Source organism: Rhizobium sp. AN5, assembly GCF_900215255.1.
GTDB classification, from domain to species: Bacteria; Pseudomonadota; Alphaproteobacteria; order Rhizobiales; family Rhizobiaceae; genus Agrobacterium; species Agrobacterium tumefaciens.
The window spans coordinates 2,366,032-2,388,208 of sequence record NZ_OCMJ01000004.1; the positions used below are offsets into that span (position 1 = coordinate 2,366,032).

The following is a 22,177-nucleotide window of genomic DNA, read 5'->3' on the forward strand; positions in this document are numbered from 1 at the left end:
TCAGGCCTTGATGATGTGTTTTGCGGCTATATCCCGACGTGCGAAGACGTTTCGCGTATCGATGATCAGCGGCGACCATTCGCAAAGAGCGGCATAATCCACATTGTCGTGATCGGTCGCCACCAGAACAGCGTCAAAGGCGCTGATGGTCTGCTTGTCCCAAGCCACGGATTTCATGCCCATCAGGTGGCTATATTCCCGGGTTTTCGGGATTTCTGCCACGTGCGGATCATAATAGGCCGCTTCGCCGCCGCGCTCCTGAATAAGTTCTATGAGTTTCAGCGAAGGACTTTCACGAATATCGGGCACATTCTTCTTGTAGGCGAGACCGACCACCAGCACCTTGGAGCGGCTGAGCGCCTTGCCGGAACGGATGTCGAGGGCTTCCGCAACCCGTCCGATGACATGACGCGGCATGCCGGTGTTGATTTCGCCGGCGAGCTCGATGAACCGCGTCGGCAACTCGTATTCCCGCGATTTCCAGGTGAGATAGAAAGGATCGATCGGTATGCAGTGCCCACCAAGACCCGGGCCGGGATAGAACGGCATGAAACCGAACGGCTTGGTTTTCGCCGCGTCGATCACTTCCCAGATGTCGATGCCCATGGCCTCATAGACGACCTTGAGTTCATTGACGAGCGCGATATTGACAGCGCGGAAGACGTTTTCGGTGATTTTCACTGCCTCGGCCGTGGCGTTTGTCGAGACCGGAACGATCTTCTTGACCACTGAGCCGTAGAATGCAGCCATCAGTTTTCCGGCAGCCTCGCCATCGCCTGCAACGACCTTCGGAATCGTCGAGGTCTCGAAGTCGCGATTGCCGGGATCTTCCCGCTCGGGCGAAAAACCGATGAAGAAGTCGACGCCGGAGACAAGTCCCGTACCCTCCAGAATGGTCTTCACAACTCCGTCGGTCGTGCCGGGATAGGTGGTCGATTCCAGCACCACAAGCTGTCCCTTGCGCAGATGCGCGGCAATGTCCCGGCAGGTCTTTTCGACATAGGAGAGGTCCGGCTCGCGATATTTCGTCAGGGGCGTGGGCACGCAGATGGCAATCACATCGCATTCAGCCAGTCTGGAAAAATCAGAAGTTGCGATGAAGCCATCATCGCGCCTGACGCTTGCCAGCACCTCGTCCGAAACCGCCTCGATATAGCTGCGGCCGGCATCGATCGCGACCATTTTACCGGGATCGATATCGAAACCGACGACCTTGAACCCGGCCTTGGCGATCGTGATGGCAAGCGGCAGGCCGACATAGCCAAGGCCGATCACCGCCGCTTTGGCGCTTTTGTTTTCGATGCTGGAAAGCAGGTTCTGGGAAACGACTGGGGAAGTCAAAGCGTGTCACGCTCCGCGCATGTGCAAAAGATGCCCTTCAGTTGGGCAAGAATGGTCAGGCTGTCAAGGCTCGGCCCTGTCAAATTCCGGTTGACGCCAGAGCCATGGGCGACGCACAACCATCCGGATGAGGATCGCTTTTTATTCACCGCTCAAATCGCCCAACCATCCCGTTCCCTCAGGAGACCGGCTGATGGCCCGCCTGCTGATGAAGGCGATGGCGATGGGCGGCCACGATGTTTCCGTCGCTTCCGAGCTGCGCAGCTTTCTCAAACAGGCTGACGATCCGGCGCGGTCCTTGCTTGCCGATGCGGCGACGCAGGAAATCGAGACCATCACGGAGCGCTGGCAGCGGGAAGGCGCGCCGGAACTGTGGTTTTGTTATCACCCCTATTACAAGGCCCCGGACTTGCTCGGGCCGGAACTGAGCAGACGTTTCGATATTCCCTACGTCACCGCCGAGGCCTCCTATTCCCCCAAGCGCAATGGCATGGGCTGGCAGGCGGTTCAGGACGAGTTACTGGCCGCATTGAACGCTGCGGCCATCAATGTCTGCTTCACCGCGCGTGATCGCGACGGGCTTGTCCGCGCCTCTCCCGCACTCCGCTCGGCGATGTTGGGGCCCTTTATCGACGCCAGTAATTTTCTTGAAATTGCTCCGCGCCCCACACCAGGAAAACTCATCACCGTCGCCATGATGCGGGCGGGCGACAAGTTCGACAGCTACCGCGCGCTTCGCGAAGCGCTTGCCCTGTTGCCGCAGGACTTGAACTGGACATTGGATATCATCGGCGACGGGCCGGAACGCGCTGCCGTGCAAGCCATGTTCAGCTCTTTCCCCGATCGCCGTCTTGTCTGGCACGGAGAAAAAAACGCAAACGAAATCGCAGAACTTCTTTCAAAAGCATCGGTTTACGTCTGGCCGGGGCATGGCGAAGCCTACGGTCTCGCCTATCTCGAGGCACAGGCTGCGGGCCTGCCCGTTATCGCCGAAGCGGTTGCCGGCGTTCCCGAAGTGGTAAAATCCGGAACCACCGGATTACTGACACCGGAAAATGATACAGCCGCCTATGCTGGAGCAATCGAAACCCTGCTCGGCGATGACAAACGGCGTGAGGACTTGGCAAGGACAGCCCGCCAATTCGTAAAAAATGAACGATCTCTGGAAAACGCCGCAAGAGAACTGAACGATATCCTGTTGCGAGCAAAGGCACGAACATCATGAGTCTGGAAACACTCGTCGCGGCACTGGATGAATGTGGACGACGCGGCATAACGGCCGATCTCTGGCTCAGGGACGACGATGCGGTAGAACCGACACCGGCGCTCGACACGCTGCTCGATCTTTGCAGCAGCTTTTCCGCTCCGGTCACGCTTGCGGTTATCCCCGAGATGACGACGGACAAGCTCGCGCAGCACCTGGATACGACTGACATTGCCCATGTCGCCGTGCATGGCTGGTCCCATACGAACTATGCCACCGAGAAAGAAAAGAAACAGGAACTCGGATCACACCGTGACCTGTCCATCGTTCTCGACGAGTTGCAATCCGGGCTGGAAAAACTGCACGATCTGCATGGCAGGCGTTTCGTGCCTATGCTCGTTCCGCCGTGGAACCGCATAGATGCCAATGTGGTGCAGGGACTGGCGGACCTCGGATATAGGGCGCTTTCGGTTTTCGGCCCGGAGAAAGACGCCGTGCCACCTTGCCTGAACACCCATGTCGACGTGATCGACTGGCACGGCAGCCGCGGTGGGCGCGAAGACGACATCCTTTTCGCCGAGACCGCCGCCCGCATCCTGCGGACTGCGGAGCGCGGTGGCACGACCGGCATCCTTACCCATCATCTCGTGCATGATGACAACGTCTGGCGTTTTCTGAAACGGCTTTTCGAGGTGACTGCCAGCCATCCTGCCGCGCGCTGGCGTTCCTCGGCGGAACTCATCAACCAAATATCACCATGACTTCCAGGCAATCAGCAAACCACCCGTCTCAGTGGCAAGTTCGCGCCTGACAGCTTCGACCTCCTGCAACGCGGCGCGATCGGCAAGAGAAGCGGCAACAAACCCCACCGGCGCAAGGCTGATGCTCCCAGCCCGAGCGATGACGGTAAAGATCAGCGGACCCGTCGACCACCAGGCTGGCGCACGCGGCATTTCCTCAAGAATCCTCGGAAACGCCTCCAGCATCTTGCTGAAGACCGGATGGCCGGCAGGTGTCGCAATGAAAGAGTTGGCAAGAAGCATGCTGCCCTGCCCGGTATCGCGCGGCGTTTCTTCATCAAAGGCCGTCAGCCCTACCAGTGGCAGGAAAGCATCGAAACTCGCATCATCCCGCGCCGGATACCAGTCGCAATCAAGATAGATGCCACCAAAACGCTCCAGCACGACATAGCGGGCCACATCAACAGCGCCGGGATAATCGCCGTCTTCCAGCATCGTCCTGAAGACGTCATTCGAAAACACGCCTTCCCGCTCAAGATCGGCCTCCCGCCAGAGGCGATATTCGTAGCCATGCGAGGCGGCATGGGCGGCCCAGGCCTTGACCGATACGGGCGGGGCCTTGTCTCCGATCCAAATCTGGTGGATGCGCCTCGGCACGTCCTCCCTGCTTTTCAGATTGATGGCGCGGTGCTCCTCCGGGGAAAAATGCGCATATTTTGCAAGCACCTGCGGCGGCGGAACCAGCGTATATTGATAGCCGATCCTCGCGACCACATCACCTTCAGCCTTGGCAAGACGCAGCCGTGCCGCATGCAACCTGCGCGGCACACCGAGCACTGTCCGCTCACCCATCAGGTGCCCGTCTTTTACTGCAACCAGCGATAAGAGAACCGCATGCGCTTCCGCATATTGTCCTTGGTTTTGCAACTGCCGGGCTCTATCCAGCTGGGCATCGTAATATTTCTTGTCGGACATGGATCCTCACCCGGGAACGTTCGTTAACATATCGCCAAACACAAGCCATCAGGCAAGCCATTGCAAATTGGAAGCCGGCTTTGAATTTGCTAAACAATTCGATGTTTCAGAGGCATAGACAGACAACAAACCCTACGATAACGTGCCTTTAAGCCCTCCTGAGCAAATTGTCACAAGACAACGATAAAGAGAGACGGCAAGGAACCTTTTAGCATGAGCGCAGGCGCAGATTTGCTCCGTATTGAAAATCTGCGGGTCTCGTTTTCTCTTATGGGTGGCACGATTGACGCCGTGAGGGGTGCCAGCCTTCGCATTCTTCCGGGAAAAGTGACCGCGCTTGTCGGAGAATCCGGCTCCGGAAAATCCGTCATCGGCCAGACGATCATGGGCATCCACCCCAAGACGGCGCGCGTAAACGGCCGCGTGCTGTTCACCGATCCCGCAAATGCCGCAGCCGGCCCCGTCGATCTGCTGCAACTGCCGAAGGACGGCCGGGAAATCCGCGCCATACGCGGAAATCGCATCGGGCTGATTTTTCAGGAACCCATGACGTCTTTTTCGCCGTTGCACACGATCGGCAACCAGATTGACGAGGCGCTGAGAATCCACAGCATCCTGTCGCCCGCCGAGCGCGCGGAAAAAATGTATGAGACGCTCGACCTTGTAGGGTTTTCCAACCCGAAGAAGGTCGTGAACATGTATCCCTTCGAATTGTCGGGCGGCATGCGCCAGCGCGCCATGATCGCCATGGCACTGATCTGTCGCCCCGCCCTTCTGATCGCCGACGAACCGACGACGGCTCTTGATGTAACCATACAGGCGCAAATCCTCAAACTCCTGCGCGATCTCCAGAGCCGGCTGAACATGAGCATGCTGCTCATCACCCACGATCTCGGCGTGGTGGCAAACATCGCCGACGAGGTTGCCGTGATCTATCAGGGCGAGATCATGGAAGCAGGAACGGTCGACGATATTTTCAAGGCACCGAGCCACCCCTATCTCAAGGGCCTGATGGCCGCCGTGCCGCATTTCGACATGAAGCCGGGTGAGAGGCTGAAGGCACTTCGTGAGATCACCGTCGACCACGAAAGCCTTGTCGGCAAGAAGACCGCCGCAGTGAACAAGACCCCCGGCCCGCTCTTGACCGTGGAGAATATCAGCAAGACCTTCACGACCCGGAAGTCCAGCTGGTTCAGCCGCCGCGATGCCAATGCCACCAAGGCGGTCAACAGCGTCAGTTTTGAAATTCGCCGGGGAGAATGCCTTGGCCTCGTCGGCGAAAGCGGCAGCGGCAAGACAACCGTCAGCAAAATCCTCATGCGCGCCGTTCGCCCGGATGAAGGCTCCGTGACCTTTCACCGGCCGCAGGGCGATATCGACGTCCTCAACGCAAGGGACGGCGATCTAAAGGAATTGCGGTCCAAGATACAGATGGTCTTCCAGGACCCGATCTCATCGCTTTCACCGCGCATGACCGTGCGCAATATTTTGAGCGAACCGCTTGAAATCCATGGACGGGGCGATGCGAAATACCGCGCGGAAAAAGTCCGTAATCTCGTCAAGGCCATCGGCCTTGGAGAAAGCGCGCTGAACCGTTATCCGCACAGTTTCTCAGGCGGCCAGAGGCAGCGTATCGGCATTGCCAGAGCGCTGGCGTTGGGTCCCGAACTGCTGATCTGCGACGAACCTGTTTCTGCCCTAGATGTCTCGGTGCAGGCGCAAATCCTCAACCTGCTCAAGGATTTGCAGAAGGACCTCGGACTTACCTACCTCTTCATCTCGCACAATCTGGCAGTGGTGGATTACATGGCGGACCGCGTGGCGGTGATGTGCGAGGGCCGCATCGTCGAGCTGGCGCCGCGGGAAATCATGATGCGCGCTCCGGTTCACCCCTATACAAAATCGTTGCTGGCGGCCGTGCCTTTCCCCGATCTCGACCGTCCGCTCGATTTCCGCACCATCGGCAAGATCAGCGCCACGGGCAAGTTCGACTGGGGCAAGCAATTCCGCGACGAGGGTGACGGCGAAATGATCTCTGCCGATCTTGGCGACGGCCATTTCGTTCTCGCAAACGGCAATGCCGACATCAGGGAGCTTCGCTCGTGATTACGCGCCGCACCACCCTTGCCTTGATGGCCTCCGTCTTTTTGCCGACCTATGCGCGCGCTGCCTATACCGACCCCACCTACTTCAAGGAAAAGCGGGAAAAAGGCGAGTTGCCTGATATTGCCGAGCGCTTGCCGAAAAACCCGCGCGTCATCGATATGAAGGCGCTTGGCCGGGAGCCCGGAAAACACGGCGGTTCCGTGCGCATGCTGATCGGCGGCCAGCGCGATATCCGGCTTATGCCCATCAGCAACTATGCCCGCCTTGTCGGTTACGACGAAAAATTCGAGCTTCATCCCGACATTCTGGAAAGCTACGACGTTCAGGACGAACGCATCTTCACCTTCAAGCTGCGCGAAGGCCATAAATGGTCCGACGGTAGCGATTTAACCTCCGAGGATTTCCGGTATTTCTGGGAGGATGTTGCTCTCAACAAGGAAATTCACAAGGGCGGCCCGCCAATCGAACTGCTGGTCAACAACAACCCTCCACAGATCGAAGTCATCGACCGGCTGACGGTGCGCTATACCTGGGAAGGTCCGAACCCCGATTTTCTGGCTAAGCTCGCAGCAGCATCGCCTGCGCGGCTTTTCCTGCCCGCCGCCTATATGAAGCAGTTCCACGTCAAATATCAGACCGCGGAAAACCTCGCCAAGCTCATCAAGAAGAACAAGGCGGATGACTGGAGCGGGCTGCATATCAAGATGTCGCGGCAGGTCCGTCCGGAAAATCCCGCTCTGCCGACGCTGGACGCCTGGCGCAATACGACTTCGCCACCGGCCGAACAGTTCGTTTTCGAGCGCAATCCCTATTATCACCGTGTCGACGAAAACGGCCTGCAACTGCCCTATCTCGACCGGTTCCTGCTGAACGTCACCTCTTCCGACATTATCTCGGCGAAGACAGCGTCGGGTGACAGCGATCTGCAATATTTCGGCCTCGATTTCGCCGACTACACCTTCCTGAAGGATGCCGAAAAGCGCTTTCCTCTGAAGGTGAACCTCTACAAGCGCTCTCAAGGGTCGCGCATTGCACTTTTGCCCAATCTGAACTGCGCCGATCCGGTATGGCGGAGCTGTTTCCAGGACGTGCGCGTGCGCCGCGCGATGTCGCTCGCTATAAACCGGCACGAAATCAACATGGTCTGCTTTTACGGGCTGGCCAAGGAAAGCGCCGACACCGTCTTGCCGGAAAGCCCGCTTTACCGGCCGGAATTTGCCGAGGCCTGGAGTGCCTTCGACCGGGCGATGGCCAACAGGTTGCTTGACGAAGCGGGTCTCGATAAGCGCGACGGCGCCGGCAACCGGCTTCTGCCGGACGGCCGCCCGGCCTATATCATCGTCGAGACCACAGGCGAAAGCACGCTCGAAACGGACGTGATGGAACTGGTCACAGACCACTGGCGGCATATCGGCATTTCGGTTTCGGTCCGCCCGACCCAGCGAGATGTCTTCCGCAAGCGCGCCATGGGCGGCGAGGTGCTGATGTCGGTGTGGATGGGCATGGACAATGGCGTGCCGACCCCCGACATGCTGCCTTCGGGCCTTGCGCCCACCGGCGACGACCAGTTGCAATGGCCGGTCTGGGGCATCCATTATCTGTCCGGCGGGCGTGAGGGCAAGGAGCCTGACCTGCCGGAAGCAGCGCATCTGCTCGATCTCCTGAAAAAATGGCGCCGAAGCGTCACCGAGGAAGAGCGCGAGGCAATCTGGCTGGAAATGCTTGGTATCTACACGCAGCAGGTATTTTCCATCGGCATCGTCAACGGCGCGCTGCAACCCGTCGTCCATGTCAAACGCATGCGAAACGTGCCGGAAAAGGCGCTTTTCGGCTTTGAACCCACATCGTATCTCGGCATCTACATGCCGGATGCCTTCTGGTATGACGGAGACGCCTGATATGCTGCGGTATATTCTCAAGCGCATCCTCGTCATGATCCCCACGCTGATCCTGATATCGATGCTGGTTTTCACCATCATCGAATTGCCGCCGGGCGATTATTTCGAAAGCTACGTCGCCGAACTGCGCGCCATGGGCGAGACCGCAAACCTTGCCGAAATCGAGGAGTTACGCGTCCGCTACGGCTTCGACCAGCCGGCGCCGATCCGTTACTTCCGCTGGGCAACCGGCATGCTGGTCGGCGATTTCGGTTATTCTTTCGAATATCAACTGCCGGTAAACGAGGTTGTGGGAGACCGTCTGTGGTTGACGGTTCTGGTGTCCTTCGTCACCATCATCGTCACCTGGATTCTTGCCTTCCCGATCGGCATCTACTCCGCCACGCACAAATATAGCTGGGGTGACTATGGCCTGACCTTCCTCGGTCTGCTCGGCATCGCCATCCCCAACTTCATGCTGGCGCTGATACTGATGTATTTCGCCAATATCTGGTTCGGCATCTCCATCGGCCATCTGATGGATCGGGAATATCTAAACCAAGCGATGAGCTGGCCAAAGTTCAAGTCGATCCTCGAACATATCTGGATACCCGTTCTCATCATCGGAACGGCGGGCACGGCCGGCATGATCCGCCGCCTGCGCGCCAACCTCTTGGACGAGTTGCAGAAACAATATGTCGTAACCGCCCGCGCCAAGGGGCTTCACCCTTTCAAGGTGCTGATCAAATATCCGCTGCGCATGGCGCTGAATTTCTTCATCTCGGACATCGGCTCGATCCTGCCCGCCATCATATCAGGCGCGGAAATCACCGCCGTCGTGCTGTCGCTCGAAACAACCGGTCCGATGCTCATCCGGGCGCTGCAAAGCCAGGACATGTACCTGGCCGGCTCCTTCCTGATGTTCCTTGCTTTCCTCACGGTGATCGGCGTTCTTGTGTCGGATATCGCCCTTGCCATACTTGACCCGAGAATCCGCTTCGGAGGTGGTAACGTCAAATGACTTCATCCATCCCGACTTCCGGCGAAGTACTGCCCCACTACGTTTCCACGGCGCCGTTCGACCCGTCGCTCATCGAACCCAATACGTCCGGAATGGCGGCCTTCAGCAAGGCGTCACAGCTGCGGCTCATGTGGTGGCAGTTCCGCCAGCACAAGATCGCCGTCTGGTCCGGCGCCTTTCTGGTGGTGCTTTATCTTTCGATCCTGATCAGCGAGTTCCTCGCGCCTTACAATCTTCACACCCGCAATATCGAGCATATCTACGCCCCACCCCAGGCCATTCACCTTTTCAATGACGGAAAATTTGTCGGGCCCTTCGTCTATGGGCGCGAAATGACACTCGACATGGACAATCTGCGGCGTGTCTACCGGGATGTGCCGACGGATATCCAGCCGCTGCGTTTCTTCTGCAAGGGCGATACCTATCATTTCTGGGGCATGATCGAGGCTAGAACTCACCTCGTATGTCCGGCCGAAGGCGGTGAAATGTTCCTGCTCGGCACCGACCGGCTTGGACGAGACGTGCTGTCGCGGATCATCTATGGCGCGCGCATCTCGCTGACGATCGGCCTTCTCGGTGTCGCCATGAGCTTCGTTCTCGGCATTGTGATCGGCGGTCTGGCAGGTTATCGCGGCGGCACTTTCGATCTCATCGTCCAGCGTATCATCGAAGTCCTGCAATCCATTCCGAGCATTCCGCTGTGGCTCGCACTCGCAGCGATCATGCCGGTGACCTGGAGTCCGATCCTCGTCTATCTTGGCATCACCATCATTCTCGGCATGCTGGACTGGACGGGACTGGCGCGCGCCGTGCGCTCCAAATTGCTGGCATTGCGCGAGGAAGACTATGTTTTGGCTGCACAACTGATGGGCGCCGGTACGCCGCGCATCATCGGCAGGCACCTTATCCCCGGCTTCATGTCACATCTGATCGCCTCGGCGACGCTGACGATACCGGGCATGATTCTCGGCGAAACCGCGCTGAGCTTCCTTGGTCTCGGCCTCAGACCGCCGATCACAAGTTGGGGAATTCTGCTCACGGAGGCGCGCAGCGTCAGCGTCATTGCGCTATATCCGTGGCTTCTCATCCCGACGATTCCGGTTGTTCTCGTCATTCTGGCCTTTAATTTCTTCGGTGACGGACTACGTGATGCTGCGGATCCCTTCAGATAAAATGGAACACGCCTTGATAAACTGCTCTTCCGCCATCGCCTTTTTTGGGAAAGGCAAAAAGAGGTGTGGCCGATGACCTCCCGTCTGAACGACGCACGCATCCTCATGTACAGCCACGATTCCTTCGGCCTCGGACATCTGCGGCGCTGTCGCACGATCGCTCACGCGCTGGTGGAGGATTATCGCGGCCTCAACGTGCTTATCATTTCGGGTGCGACTATTGCCGGCGCCTTCGATTATCGCGCTCGTGTCGATTTCGTGAAAATCCCGAGCGTCATCAAGCTGCGCAATGGCGAATACACCTCCATGGACAGGCATATCGATCTTCAGGAAACACTGAAGATGCGCCGCTCTATCATCTATCACACTGCCGAAAGCTTCCAGCCGGATATCTTCATCGTCGACAAGGAGCCCATGGGTCTTCGTGGCGAGGTGGAGGAAACGCTTGCGTATCTCAAGGGACAGGGAACTAAGCTTGTCATCGGCCTGCGTGACGTCATGGATGCACCGCAACTGCTTGAAGCGGAGTGGAAGCGCAATGACGTGATGACCAAGATCGGCAAGTTCTATGACCACGTCTGGATTTATGGCCCGCCGGATTTCCACGACCCCTTGACGGGGCTCGACGTTCCCCAGACCGTTCGCGACAAGATGGATTTCGTCGGCTTCCTGCAACGCTCCAAAACGCAGGCGGAAACCGTGGCGCACCGGCCGGAGGGCGACTATCTTCTCATCACCACCGGCGGCGGCGGTGACGGCAGCGAATTGATCGATGACGTCATCAACGCCTACCGTCATGATAGCGAACTGACGCACAAGGCGCTCGTGGTGCTCGGCCCTTACATGCCGGCAGACCAGCGCCAGCGCTTCATGAGCAGCGTTGCCGATATTCCGTACATCGAGATCATCGAATTCGACAACCGCATGGAAGACCTCGTTGCCGGCGCTCAGGCCGTCGTGTCAATGGGCGGCTACAACACCGTCTGCGAGATATTGTCGTTCGACAAGCCTGCCCTCGTCGTGCCGCGCACGGTGCCGAGGGAAGAGCAGCTTATCCGCGCAAGCCGCGCGTCGGAGCTCGGCCTGTTCGACATGCTTTTACCTGAGGATGCCGAGAATCCGGCAAAAATGGCGGCAGCTCTTAAAGCGCTGCCCAACCGCGCGCCGCCTTCCGTCAATTCGCAGGACCTGAAGCTCGATGGTCTGGAAAACATTTCGAAACGGATAGCTGAATGGCTGCCGCCCGAGGGCGACAAGGTGCCAATAACGCTGACAGCGTGACCGGCTCCCCGACAACCACCGCTTCAAAAGAGACACGCGCAACGTGACCGACACAAAAAAAATCGTGGTGCTCCTCAAGGGCTATCCGCGCCTGTCCGAAACTTTCATCGCCCAGGAACTTCTGGGGCTTGAAAAGGCTGGCCTTACGCTGGAACTCATGTCCATGCGCCGCCCGACGGATAAAAAACGCCACCCCGTTCACGATGAAATCCGCGCACCCGTGACCTACCTGCCGGAATATCTGCATGAAGAGCCCATCCGCGTGCTGAAGGCCCTGTGGGCATGCCGCAAAAAGCCAGGCTTCACCAAGGCGCTGCGTCGGTTTTTTAGCGATCTGCCGCATGATCTCAGCCGCAACCGCTTCCGCCGTTTCGGGCAGGCGGCCGTGCTGGCGCACGAATGGCCTGTAGATGCCGGGTGGCTCCATGTTCACTTCATCCACACACCCGCCTCGGTCGCCGCCTATACCCATCTTATCACCGGCACGCCCTGGACGATTTCGGCCCACGCCAAGGATATCTGGACCTCCAGCGACCGGGACCTTGCCGCAAAGCTGGAAAGCGCCCGCTGGGCCGTGACCTGCACCGCAAGCGGCTTTCAGCATCTTCGCACCCTTTCCGGCGTCAAACAGAATGTGCATTTGAGCTATCACGGTCTTGATCTCACCCGCTTCCCGCATTTCGACACGCCGCGTCCGCAAAGAGATGGATCGGACGCTCATGATCCGGTCAGGATTTTGAGTGTCGGACGGGCCGTCAAGAAAAAGGGCATCGATATTCTGTTGCAGGCTTTGACCTCGCTTCCGCAGGGCATCCATTGGCGTTTCACCCATATCGGTGGCGGCGACGAACTTGTCGGGTTGAAAAAACTCGCCGACGAGCTTGGCATCGCCGACAAGATCGTCTGGACCGGCGCCATGGACCAGAAACAGGTGCTGGAGAATTACCGCGAGGCCGACCTCTTCGCCCTTGCCTGCCGCATCACCAGCGATGGTGACCGCGACGGTCTTCCCAATGTGCTGGTCGAGGCCGCCAGCCAGGCGCTGACCTGCATTTCCACCAATATATCAGGCATTCCGGAATTCTTCGTGGACGGTGAAAACGGCCTGCTGACGGAGCCCGAAAATCCGGTTGCCTTCGCCGAGGCTCTGCGCACGGCGATTACCGATCCGCAATTGCGTGAGCGTCTGGGTAGTTCGGCGGAAAACCGTGTGCGAACCGCCTTCGACAACCGCACCAGCATTGCCGAGTTGAAGACGCTGTTCGAAACCGAGTGGGAAAAAACGCCATGACCGATACGGAAAAGCGCCCTTCCGTTTTCTTCTACGTCCAGCACCTTCTGGGCATCGGCCATATCGCCCGCGCCAGCCGCGTTGCCAATGCCCTTCAGGCTGATGGTTTCGATGTCGTTCTGGTGACAGGCGGCACCCCGGTTCCGGGCTTCCCGGGCGAAGGCATCCGCCATGTCGAATTGCCGCCAATCGCCGTCAGCGATGGCAGCTTTTCCGGCCTTGTCGACAGTTCCGGCAAACCGGTCGATGACGACTTCAAAAAGCTTCGAACGGATATGCTGATCGGCGCCTATCACGGTGCAAAGCCGGATATCGTCATCATAGAGGCCTTCCCCTTTGGCCGCAGGCAGGTACGTTTCGAATTGCTGCCGCTTCTGGACGAGATCGAGGAGAGTGAACCGCGCCCGCTCGTCATGACGTCGCTGCGCGATATTCTGCAGGAAAAAACCAAACCGGGCCGGGACGAAGAAACCGTGTCGCTGGTGAAGAAACATTTCGACGCGGTGCTGGTCCACGGAGATCCGGATTTCGTCCGGCTGGAGGAGACCTTTCCCCTTGCCGGCGAAATCAGCCAGCGCGTTGTCTATACCGGCCTCGTCGCGCCGCTGCCATCGCCGGAACCGGCGGAAAAGTTCGATATCGTCGTTTCCGCTGGCGGAGGTGCCGTTGGTGCAGCCCTTATCCGGGCCGCACTTGAGGCATCGCCTCTGCTGGAAGAGATCAAAAGCTGGTGCCTCATAACCGGCCCCAACATGCCGCGGGCAGATTTCGATGCGATCTCGGCGCAGGCGCCCGAAAATGTGTCCATCTTCCGCTTCCGCAAGGATTTCGCAAGCCTGCTTGCCGGCGCGCGGCTTTCGGTTTCGCAGGCCGGTTACAACACCGTCTGCGATATTCTACAGGCGAAATGCCGCTCGCTTCTGATCCCGTTTGCGGCCGATGGCGAAACGGAACAGAGCGCCCGCGCCGAAAGGCTGGCGCGGCTGGGACTGGCACAGGTTCTGGAAGAGAAGGATATCTCTGCGCAATCCATGGCCGATGCCATCAGGGCGGCATTGGCCCTGCCGGGACCGGACGTGATCCACCTCGATCTCGATGGCGCCGCAGGAACGGCTAGAGCTTTGCGCCGCCTTTTTGATGAGCGGTGAGGATCGCCTTTAATTCTCGAACGGCCTCTTCATCCGTACCCTTGCGCCCCGCGCCGGTGAAACCGAGTTTCGCCACCCGGCTTTCCGGATCGTAAAACGGAATGGCGGAACAGGATGCGTGGATCTCCGTAATGGGAAAGCGGTCCAGCAATGTCTGCACGACTGGTGGACGCACCCCGGCCCCCGGCATGATGACAATCCGCCCGGCGGCAAGCTCGGATAATCGCGCCAAGGTCTCGATACCCTCAAGCGCCGAACGCGCGCCTCCGGAGGTCAGAATTCTCGGGAAACCCAGCGCGATAGCGGCCTCCAAGGCCTCATCCATGTCGGGAACAACGTCGATCGCCCGGTGCAGCGTCATATCCAGCCCGTCTGCGTGGCGGCTCAGTTCTTCGAGCAGGGAAATATCAAGCGAGCCATCGCCAAGCGAGGCACCGAGCACCACGCCGGAAAGCCCCGCCGCGCGCGCCGCATCGATATCGCGTTTCATCACATCGGCTTCGTCGCGCGTGAACACGAAATCCCCGGCGCGCGGCCTGATCATCACGCTCACCGGCAGGGCGTAGGCCGCCGCCCGGTGCATGAAACCCGCAGACGGCGTCACACCGCCACCGGACAATGCCGCGCAGAGTTCTATTCGATCGGCCCCACCCCTGACCGCAGCTTCCAGACCGGCCACGTCGTCCACGCAAATCTCGAGAATCATCGTAACCTCTTTCTTTTGAATGTACCGTGTTTTCGCGCCGGCTTATCCGAAAACCGCCCACACTTTTCGGTCCGACGCTCTACCTGCGGCGGCCCTTCCCATCAAGCGCGTAGAGCATGTAAACGCCGCCGAGACCCACAACCGCTCCCAGGATTGAAGTTCCTGAATAGCTCGTGACGAGCGTGCCGACGGCAAAAATCAGCGCACCCAAACCCGCGCCGAGGAAGATGTTGACGGCAATCAGCGAGCTTCCAAGTCCCGGCCGATCCGCAATCAGCTCCTGCAGATAGGTGATCGGGATACTGATGATGGCGGCTGCGCCGAGCGCGCTGATCAAGGTCTGCGCGTAGATATGCCAAGGTGCCGTCGCGAGACCCTGCAGGATGAGGTAGATGGCATAAAGCCCCGCTCCCGCCGCAAGGGTCAGCGTTTGCGGCACCTTCTTTTCGATCCAGCCCCACAGCAGAATGAAAACGATTTCCAGCGCGGCAACGATGCCCGCGACGATACCGATATCCGCGACCGTTCCCTTTGCCTGACCCGTTATGATGAGCGAGCGGATGGAATCATTGAGATGCAGCATCGAGCAGATGAGCGCGATGGCGATGATCCGCAGCAGAACCCGTCGCTCCCCGATTTCCGCAAGTGAAGCGCGGACACCGAAGCGTGCCTGCGTGTTCACCGATGCCGGCGTGGCCGTGCGCGGCAGGCAAAAGGCCACAAGCAGAAAGCAGATAAGCGCGCAGATGCCTGAAAACAGGAAAGCCATCAGCATATTGCCGGAGTTTACCAGAAAAATACCGACGATGCCCGGCACCAGCACCCATGAAAGCGAAATCGTGGCCCGCATGATCGAATTCACGGCGATCATGTCGCCCGTCGAAAGATTGCGGGCATCGGCGCGCACATGCGCGAAAATCAGAGAGTTCATCGCCCCGAAAATCGGCAGGAGCAGCAGCTTTGCGGTCACGAAGGCGGTGGCATTACCAACGAGGTAAACCAGCAGATAGCCGCTGACGCCGAAAAGCGCAATGAGCAGCATGGGTTTGCGATATTCGCCGAGCCGGTCTGCAACGATGCCCATCAGCACGCTGGCGCTGACATTGATGATGGCGGCAAACAGCATCAGCAGGGAATAGACGGTGTTGCTGAGCCCGATTTCGCGAATGCCGATCACCGCCTGATAGGGGGCGGTCGCGGCATTCGAAAAACCGAAGAACAGGATGGCGAGCGCCCCGATGCGGATCGACGGATTGTTGAAAACGATGGAAAGAGCCGACGGCATGAACGTTCGCCTGAGATGATCCGGCACAGCCGGATCGCTGAATGAAATGCTATCGAACCGCTGTCATCGCCAGCGGGCCGAAAGGATGGGTTTCGGGATATAGTTGAAATGCGGTTTCCATGGGTAAAAATCGCCATCCCGGCGGCGATTGGGGAGGTTTTCGATATCCTGATTGATAACCCCCTCCGTCAACGCCATGAGATTGGGATTGGCGATGGGCGCAAGTTCCGGCGAAAGATAACCTGACTTGACGACCAGCAGCCTTACCGCCTTCGGATCGAAGCCCAGACGGGTGAAATCCGCGATCATGTGATAGGGCCTGCGCCTTGCAGCCAGAATGACGGTAATGCCATCGATGACGACTACCGCCTGCCGCTGATCGGAAGCACCTGGATCGTCCAGTTTCAGGACCTCGGCTTCGACAGTGATGGAAGGGCTCTCCGGATCGAGACTGCCGCCGATCTTCAGGGAAAGCGCCGCGCCCTCGCCCGCCGCAAAACAGGCCTCGACCGCCGGCTTGTCAGTGATGCCGCCGATCAACGCGCCCTGCCAATTGCGCGCAATCAACGCCGCCAGAACATCGGCGCGATCGCCTACCCCGCCGCCGGTCGGATTGTCGCCGGAATCCGCCAGAATGATCGGGCAGGTTGTTGTTTTTTCCGCAATATCCATGATGACCTCGAGCGGTTCGGTCACGGAGCCGAAACGGAAATCCTGACGGGCATTCCAGTAGGATTGCGCAATCTCGGCCGCGACCGCCTGCGCGGCCTCTCTGTCCGTCCCGGTCACGACAGCGCAGGCCGTAGCTCTTGGTTCGTCGGCCCAGACGTAACCGATCATGAAATTCGCATCCCAAATACCGGGTCGGGCATCGTGTTCCGGCAGAACGGCATAAAGGCTTTTTGCGGGTTCATCTTCCGTGGATGTCTTTTCGCCCGGCAGCAGAACGGGGATTTTCGCCCAGGCCACACCAGGCTTCTCGCCCGTTTTCAAGGCCTTGAGCAGCATCGTCCACGCCCGCACCATTGTTTCACGCACGTCGATATGCGGCGCTGTTCGGTAGCCGGCGAAAATATCCAATTGGTCGATGATCGTCTGGCTCACATTGCCGTGCAGGTCGTAGCTGGCGGAAATGATCACATCCGGCCCAACTACGGCGCGGGCGCTGGAAATCCAGTCCCCTTCCGCATCGTCCATTCCCTCGACATTCATCGCGCCATGCATGGCGAGATAAAGCCCGTCGAGCGGCAGGCAAGCCTTGAGACGCTCTAGGAAGTCATGCTTGAACGCATCATAGGCCGCGCGCGACACCGGACCACCCGGCACCGCCCGCGCATGCAGAAGCGGCAGCACCTCTGCCCCGCCTTCGCCCAGAAAATTGAAATACTCGGCCTCCAGCAACTCCGCCCCGCGAAAAACGCGAAAATCCTGCTGCACCATCAGCACCGGCGAATAGGTGCTGCATTCGGTATGAATACCACCAACGGCAATACGCATCTCGCCTTCCTCTCAATAAACCGGGCTCAGGGGGACGATGGCGGAGAAACGCAGCCAGTCCTTCTGCGCTTTCGGCGTCCACGCCGCCTCGGCAATGGCGGGCAGTCTCGGGAAAACCAGATGGTTGAAATAGGCGCGATTGAGGAAATGTTCCGACCAGATGCAGGCCTGAACGCCCTTCATCCGCTCCTTTAATTCCTCGGGAAACTCACCGACTGCCTCGTAAGCATATGTGTGCGACGGCGGAACGGTGCCGGCCCAGCTTGCGCCCGGCTCCTGCCAGGCTTCATCCTGCACCATGTCGAGATAATAGGCCTGTCCCGGCGTCATCACGACGTCGTAGCCCTGCTTTGCAAGCTCAAGGCCAACTTCCGGCTTCTGCCAGGCCATCAGCAATGTTCCCGAGGGATCAACGCCGCCGCCGTGCGAAACTTCGTCCCAGCCGGCAAGCTGGCGGCCGCGCTCATGCAGCATCCCCTGAATACGTTTCATGAAATAGGACTGGATACCGAAGGTGCCGTCGAGGCCTTCCTTTTCCATCAAGGACTTGGCAAGCGGCGAGGCAAGCCAGGAGCCATCTGCCACCTCGTCGCCACCGATATGGATCAGCCGCGAGGGGAAAAGCTCCACCATCTCGTCGAATATCTTGCCAAGGAATTCATAGGTCGGCTCGATGGCGGGATTGAGCGCATTGTTGGGATAGCCCTGTACGGAGCGATAGCTATCCGGCGCTTCCTGCCCATCCGTCAGCTCCGGATAGGCAACGAGAGCCGCCGTGCTGTGGCCGGGAATATCGACCTCCGGCACGATTTCGATGTTCAGTGCCGCCGCATGCGCGACGACCATGCGAACATCATCCTGCGTGTAATAACCGGAAACCGGCTCCGCCCCATTGCCGAGCTGCGGCAGAAGCGGCGCATCCGGCCCCCGCGTCGCGCCGACGGTCGTCAGCAGCGGGTAAGCCTTGATTTCGAGACGCCATGCCTCGTCATCCGTCAGGTGCCAATGGAACCGGTTCATGCGCAGCCATGCAAGAATGTCGATAAGCCGCACGACATCACCGGTCGGATAGAATTGTCGCGAGACATCCAGATGGCAACCGCGCCAGCTGTAACGCGGCGCATCGGCGATGGTGCCTGAAACCGGGAAGCGGAATTTGGTATCGGTGCGCGCGCCGTGCAGCAATTGCGCGAGAACAGTCAGGCCGTACTGCAAGCCGGCAGCGGCCGAATATTCCACGACGACGGCGTCATCAGAGAAAGACAGGCGATAACCTTCCGCTTCCAGACCGCTATGTTGCTTGAAACGAAGCGGTTTGCCCTCATGAACAGGCGCGAGGCTGAAAGGCACGTGACCAACGGCAAAAAGCCTGCGGAACAGCGACGAAACAGTCTCCACCGCAAGCACTTCTTCCTTGCCTGCCTCTTCCGTCGGGAAGAGTGCGACGGGGAAGCCGTCGCCCGGCACGGCATCGATTTCGGCAGGCCAGGGCTGGATGGCGAAGGGCAGATCGAGTTTTCCTTCGGGAAGCAGGGCGGGCGCCGGCTCGCTATGGCGCCCATCCAGCATCAGGTCAGCGACATCAACCGCGCGATGTGTGCCGTCGGCAAGGCTGATATAGGCGGATTTCGCACCGTCTGTGCGATGGCGGGCAGGCCTGAGCAGGCCGTCAACAGTGAAACGCCACGATTTCCCGGCTTCGAGCACGAAACCCGGTGGCGGCGCAAATTCGTGGAAATTGGCATTGCGGCGCAGATAGACGGCATTGCCGCAAACGGGCTTGTCGATGGTCCGCGTCAGCGACGTATAGACGATCCGGAAATCCTTCACCGGCTCGCTGGAAAGATTGAACAGGGTGAAGGTGAAGCCACCCGATGCGGAATCTTCGAGCGGATGCCATGAGTTTTCGAGACGATATTGTGCGAGCGCCATGATGCTCCCCTTTATTGTGCTTCAAGCCCGAGAGGACTTCGGTCAGTAGTGTTCGGATTGTGAGAAAGTCCGGGCGAGCGGCGCCTGCCCTGCCGTCAGGCCGCAATCGACCGGCAGGCACACGCCGCTGATGGCCGCTGCCTGTGGGCCGGCCAGAAAAGCGACGGCGTTGGCGACATCCTCAGGCCTCACGATGCGCTGCAACGGATACCAGTGCTTTGCTTCCTCGAAGACCTGCGGATTGACCGCCGCCCGCGCTTCCCAAGCCTGCGTGCGCACGGTTCCCGGAGCAACAGCATTGGAACGGATGCCGAATTTTCCGTATTCGACAGCGATCAGCTTCGTCAGATGGATCAAGCCTGCCTTTGCCGCGCTATAGGCGGGATGGCCGAACACAGCCATGCCGTTGACGGAGGTGATATTGATAACAGACCCTTGCGTGCGCTTAAGCGCGTCCTCGAAAGCCCTGAAGCAGAGAAACGGTGCTTCCAAGTTAAGGGCATTGTCCTTGCGCCATATCTCTGCGGTCGTGTCGTGCAGGCTGACGGCCCTTGCAGCACCAGCATTGTTGACGAGCGTCGCGACATCACCCAGCTCCGCAACCTCCAAGGCCAGCCTTGCAAGATCCTGCGGATCGGTGACGTCGCAGGTTTTCGAAACGAAGCCGGAACCGGAAAGCAGGGAAAGCGCATTGGAAAGGGCGTCGGGATCGATATCGACCAACACCACCTTCGCGTGGCTTTCAGAAAGCGCCGCGGCAATTGCCCGGCCGATGTCGCCCGCCGCGCCCGTTACGACGGCGACCTGGTCTTTCCTGTCCTGCATGTCATGCTACTCCTTCGAAGCTTTCCAGAGCGGGTTTTGAGGTCAAGCCGCTCTACATCTTTGTTTTTACGCATTTTCCGGACGTGAAACCGCTACGCGGGCTCACTGGAAATGCTCTAGTCACCCAGCAATTGCCGGTCGTCCGGATCGCGATGCTCCACAAGCTGCTGCTTGATGTGCCGCAGGGTCACCATCGACCGCTGCCGGTGGTGATAGGCAGCAAGCGTCGCCAGAACATCAACCGCGGCCAGATAGGCATAACGCGATGAGGTAGGGCGGAAGATATTGTTTCCTTCAGGAACGTTGACGGCCACCACCATATCGGCGGCCATGGCGACGGGCGTATCGCTCTGGGTCAGCGCGATGGTGGTAACCCCCATTTCCCGCGCAAGCCTGAAGCACTTCACCAACTCCATGTTGCGGCCGGAAAAGGAGGATCCGATGATGACGTCTTCCTTCCGCGCAGCGGCAGTCATCATCAATTGCATACTGTGATCGGCGCTGGTCGAAACGCGCAGGCCAAGGCGAAACAGCCGGTTCTGGATTTCCGAGGCGATCATCGAGGAATTGCCACCGGCTCCAAACGCGTAGATCATGCCGCTATTGGCAATCCGGACGGCCGCTTCGTCGGCGAGGGCGGGATCGAGCGTCTTGTGCAGCAGGAAAAGCGCCTCCTGCGCCTTGGCAAGCACCTCCTCGGCGACATCCGACGGGCCCGTGCTGGTCGGTTCCGAGGTGAGGTAGCGGATGCCGACATAAGCGGTCTTGGCAAGGCTGACCTTGAAATCCGAAAAGCTCTGGCAACCCAGACGGCGGCAGAACCGCGTCACAGTTGGCGGGGAAACCTCGGCGCGGGCGGCAAGCTCGATGATCGATGCATTGACCGCAAACTCGAAGTCCGAAACCAGGATATCGGCGATCCGCCGCTCCGATTGCGAGAACTGTCCCCTGTCGTCTTGAATCTTTGCGAAAATATCCATGCTCACCGGTCTCCGTTCCGCCAAAACTTAAGGCTTGGCCCCGTTTCCGATGCACCCTAATCCGAGACGCCCGTCAACCGTACACACCCATGAATCGACCATGTTTCGCCCCGTTGACGACACGCCGGACACCTTTGATTTGAAAATTATTTTCTCTGTTGATTGCAAGATGAGCATATGCCAACAATATTCGCCAGAGAAATATCCAAATCTTGAAAATAATTTCAACAACGGACCTGAATCATGCGCGACCCATTCAAAAACCCTTTTCCCGAAACAGACGTCGCCCGCCACTCCATCTGGGACATGCTGGTAACGCGGGATATCGACGCCTTCCTCACCGCCGACTGGTCGAAAGTCGCGGATGATTTCGTAAAGGACGGCTTTCTCGGCATCAATGCCAACCGGGATGCAAACCCGGACAACTGGCGCCTGTCCTTCCCCTCGCTTCACGCCTATCGCGACGAATGGCTGCGACAGGCGCAGGATTTCCAGACCCAGCAATTCGCTGAAGACCCGCGCAATGCGATCTTCACCACCACCACGCTGGAAGAAATCGAAGTGGAAGGGGAGACCGCGCTGGTTCGCAAGAAGTTCGACGGCGGGCTTCGCAAGGCCGACGGCAGCTTCGACGTCATGAAATGGCAGACGCTCTATTATTGCCGACTGCATGAGGGCCGCTGGAAAATCAGCGGTTTCACCGGATACATGCCCAATCCCATGCCGTGATCCAGCGGACCTGCCAGATCGTGTTGAACGCCGGGCCGAAAGCCCGGCGTTGTTTTTTCGTCTGGAA

At 58.9% G+C, this 22,177-nt stretch carries 18 protein-coding genes; 10 read left to right on the top strand and 8 right to left on the bottom strand.

Features of this window, described 5'->3' with window-relative positions; translation table 11 throughout:
* Nucleotides 1-1,341, bottom strand: a complete 1,341-nt coding sequence (locus tag CRP02_RS24280) for a nucleotide sugar dehydrogenase (protein ID WP_174002390.1) — start codon at nucleotides 1,339-1,341, stop codon at nucleotides 1-3.
* Between the two features lie 127 nt (nucleotides 1,342-1,468).
* Between CRP02_RS24280 and CRP02_RS24285 the strand changes: the two genes are divergently transcribed.
* Both CRP02_RS24285 and CRP02_RS24290 read left to right on the top strand, forming a co-directional pair.
* Nucleotides 1,469-2,566, top strand: a complete 1,098-nt coding sequence (locus tag CRP02_RS24285) for a glycosyltransferase family 4 protein (RefSeq protein ID WP_097172515.1) — start codon at nucleotides 1,469-1,471, stop codon at nucleotides 2,564-2,566.
* Nucleotides 2,563-3,306 (top strand): polysaccharide deacetylase family protein, encoded by a 744-nt coding sequence (locus CRP02_RS24290; protein WP_097172516.1) that lies wholly within the window; start codon nucleotides 2,563-2,565, stop codon nucleotides 3,304-3,306. Before CRP02_RS24285 ends, CRP02_RS24290 begins: the two co-directional genes overlap by 4 nt.
* Here the strand turns inward: CRP02_RS24290 and CRP02_RS24295 are convergent.
* A complete protein-coding gene (locus CRP02_RS24295) occupies nucleotides 3,298-4,260 on the bottom strand; it encodes a glycosyltransferase family 32 protein (RefSeq protein ID WP_179784119.1) in 963 nt (320 codons plus the stop codon). The genes CRP02_RS24290 and CRP02_RS24295 overlap by 9 nt on opposite strands.
* A 213-nt stretch (nucleotides 4,261-4,473) precedes the next feature.
* Between CRP02_RS24295 and CRP02_RS24300 the strand changes: the two genes are divergently transcribed.
* From CRP02_RS24300 to CRP02_RS24330, 7 genes are all read left to right on the top strand, one after another.
* Entirely contained in the window at nucleotides 4,474-6,366 is a 1,893-nt protein-coding gene (locus CRP02_RS24300; RefSeq protein ID WP_097172517.1) for an ABC transporter ATP-binding protein, read from the top strand.
* On the top strand, nucleotides 6,363-8,264 hold the full coding sequence (locus tag CRP02_RS24305; protein ID WP_097172518.1) for an ABC transporter substrate-binding protein: 1,902 nt from the start codon (nucleotides 6,363-6,365) through the stop codon (nucleotides 8,262-8,264). The genes CRP02_RS24300 and CRP02_RS24305 overlap by 4 nt, the downstream gene beginning before the upstream one ends.
* 1 nt (nucleotide 8,265) lies before the next feature.
* Nucleotides 8,266-9,264: an ABC transporter permease gene (locus tag CRP02_RS24310; RefSeq protein ID WP_003516797.1), complete on the top strand. Its 999-nt coding sequence runs from the start codon at nucleotides 8,266-8,268 to the stop codon at nucleotides 9,262-9,264.
* Nucleotides 9,261-10,436, top strand: a complete 1,176-nt coding sequence (locus tag CRP02_RS24315; protein WP_097172519.1) for an ABC transporter permease — start codon at nucleotides 9,261-9,263, stop codon at nucleotides 10,434-10,436. Before CRP02_RS24310 ends, CRP02_RS24315 begins: the two co-directional genes overlap by 4 nt.
* Nucleotides 10,437-10,508: 72 nt before the next feature.
* Nucleotides 10,509-11,717: a glycosyltransferase family protein gene (locus CRP02_RS24320; protein WP_003516795.1), complete on the top strand. Its 1,209-nt coding sequence runs from the start codon at nucleotides 10,509-10,511 to the stop codon at nucleotides 11,715-11,717.
* A 43-nt stretch (nucleotides 11,718-11,760) separates the two neighbouring features.
* Nucleotides 11,761-13,008: a glycosyltransferase family 4 protein gene (locus CRP02_RS24325; protein ID WP_179784120.1), complete on the top strand. Its 1,248-nt coding sequence runs from the start codon at nucleotides 11,761-11,763 to the stop codon at nucleotides 13,006-13,008.
* Nucleotides 13,005-14,156 (top strand): glycosyltransferase family protein, encoded by a 1,152-nt coding sequence (locus tag CRP02_RS24330; protein WP_097172520.1) that lies wholly within the window; start codon nucleotides 13,005-13,007, stop codon nucleotides 14,154-14,156. The genes CRP02_RS24325 and CRP02_RS24330 overlap by 4 nt, the downstream gene beginning before the upstream one ends.
* Here the strand turns inward: CRP02_RS24330 and CRP02_RS24335 are convergent.
* The 6 genes from CRP02_RS24335 to CRP02_RS24360 all read right to left on the bottom strand — a co-directional run bounded on the left by CRP02_RS24335 (nucleotide 14,122) and on the right by CRP02_RS24360 (nucleotide 21,381).
* Nucleotides 14,122-14,862, bottom strand: a complete 741-nt coding sequence (locus CRP02_RS24335) for a copper homeostasis protein CutC (protein WP_097172521.1) — start codon at nucleotides 14,860-14,862, stop codon at nucleotides 14,122-14,124. The genes CRP02_RS24330 and CRP02_RS24335 overlap by 35 nt on opposite strands.
* A 79-nt stretch (nucleotides 14,863-14,941) precedes the next feature.
* Nucleotides 14,942-16,147 (bottom strand): MFS transporter, encoded by a 1,206-nt coding sequence (locus tag CRP02_RS24340; RefSeq protein WP_097100908.1) that lies wholly within the window; start codon nucleotides 16,145-16,147, stop codon nucleotides 14,942-14,944.
* 63 nt (nucleotides 16,148-16,210) lie between these two features.
* Nucleotides 16,211-17,644 carry a M81 family metallopeptidase gene (locus CRP02_RS24345; protein ID WP_097172522.1) on the bottom strand — a complete coding sequence of 478 codons (1,434 nt, stop codon included), beginning with the start codon at nucleotides 17,642-17,644 and terminating at the stop codon, nucleotides 16,211-16,213.
* Between the two features lie 12 nt (nucleotides 17,645-17,656).
* Nucleotides 17,657-19,576: a beta-N-acetylhexosaminidase gene (locus tag CRP02_RS24350; RefSeq protein ID WP_097172523.1), complete on the bottom strand. Its 1,920-nt coding sequence runs from the start codon at nucleotides 19,574-19,576 to the stop codon at nucleotides 17,657-17,659.
* 42 nt (nucleotides 19,577-19,618) lie between these two features.
* Nucleotides 19,619-20,401, bottom strand: coding sequence for an SDR family oxidoreductase (locus tag CRP02_RS24355; protein WP_097172524.1), 783 nt, complete (start codon nucleotides 20,399-20,401; stop codon nucleotides 19,619-19,621).
* A gap of 116 nt (nucleotides 20,402-20,517) precedes the next feature.
* On the bottom strand, nucleotides 20,518-21,381 hold the full coding sequence (locus CRP02_RS24360) for a MurR/RpiR family transcriptional regulator (RefSeq protein ID WP_097172525.1): 864 nt from the start codon (nucleotides 21,379-21,381) through the stop codon (nucleotides 20,518-20,520).
* Nucleotides 21,382-21,624: 243 nt separating this feature from the next.
* On the opposite strand from CRP02_RS24360, the gene CRP02_RS24365 reads away from it, so the two are divergent.
* Complete coding sequence (locus CRP02_RS24365) at nucleotides 21,625-22,110, top strand: hypothetical protein (protein ID WP_097172526.1); 486 nt, start codon at nucleotides 21,625-21,627, stop codon at nucleotides 22,108-22,110.
* The last annotated feature ends 67 nt before the right edge of the window (nucleotides 22,111-22,177 follow it).

Bases quoted from the DNA above. Each gene is read 5' to 3' on its own strand.
- CRP02_RS24335 (WP_097172521.1), bottom strand. From the start codon at position 14,862: ATGATTCTCGAGATTTGCGTGGACGACGTGGCCGGTCTGGAAGCTGCG.
- CRP02_RS24315 (WP_097172519.1), top strand. From the start codon at position 9,261: ATGACTTCATCCATCCCGACTTCCGGCGAAGTACTGCCCCACTACGTT.
- CRP02_RS24350 (WP_097172523.1), bottom strand. From the start codon at position 19,576: ATGGCGCTCGCACAATATCGTCTCGAAAACTCATGGCATCCGCTCGAA.
- CRP02_RS24340 (WP_097100908.1), bottom strand. From the start codon at position 16,147: ATGCCGTCGGCTCTTTCCATCGTTTTCAACAATCCGTCGATCCGCATC.
- CRP02_RS24355 (WP_097172524.1), bottom strand. From the start codon at position 20,401: ATGCAGGACAGGAAAGACCAGGTCGCCGTCGTAACGGGCGCGGCGGGC.
- CRP02_RS24295 (WP_179784119.1), bottom strand. From the start codon at position 4,260: ATGTCCGACAAGAAATATTACGATGCCCAGCTGGATAGAGCCCGGCAG.
- CRP02_RS24330 (WP_097172520.1), top strand. From the start codon at position 13,005: ATGACCGATACGGAAAAGCGCCCTTCCGTTTTCTTCTACGTCCAGCAC.
- CRP02_RS24320 (WP_003516795.1), top strand. From the start codon at position 10,509: ATGACCTCCCGTCTGAACGACGCACGCATCCTCATGTACAGCCACGAT.
- CRP02_RS24290 (WP_097172516.1), top strand. From the start codon at position 2,563: ATGAGTCTGGAAACACTCGTCGCGGCACTGGATGAATGTGGACGACGC.
- CRP02_RS24345 (WP_097172522.1), bottom strand. From the start codon at position 17,644: ATGCGTATTGCCGTTGGTGGTATTCATACCGAATGCAGCACCTATTCG.
- CRP02_RS24285 (WP_097172515.1), top strand. From the start codon at position 1,469: ATGAGGATCGCTTTTTATTCACCGCTCAAATCGCCCAACCATCCCGTT.
- CRP02_RS24365 (WP_097172526.1), top strand. From the start codon at position 21,625: ATGCGCGACCCATTCAAAAACCCTTTTCCCGAAACAGACGTCGCCCGC.
- CRP02_RS24360 (WP_097172525.1), bottom strand. From the start codon at position 21,381: ATGGATATTTTCGCAAAGATTCAAGACGACAGGGGACAGTTCTCGCAA.
- CRP02_RS24300 (WP_097172517.1), top strand. From the start codon at position 4,474: ATGAGCGCAGGCGCAGATTTGCTCCGTATTGAAAATCTGCGGGTCTCG.
- CRP02_RS24310 (WP_003516797.1), top strand. From the start codon at position 8,266: ATGCTGCGGTATATTCTCAAGCGCATCCTCGTCATGATCCCCACGCTG.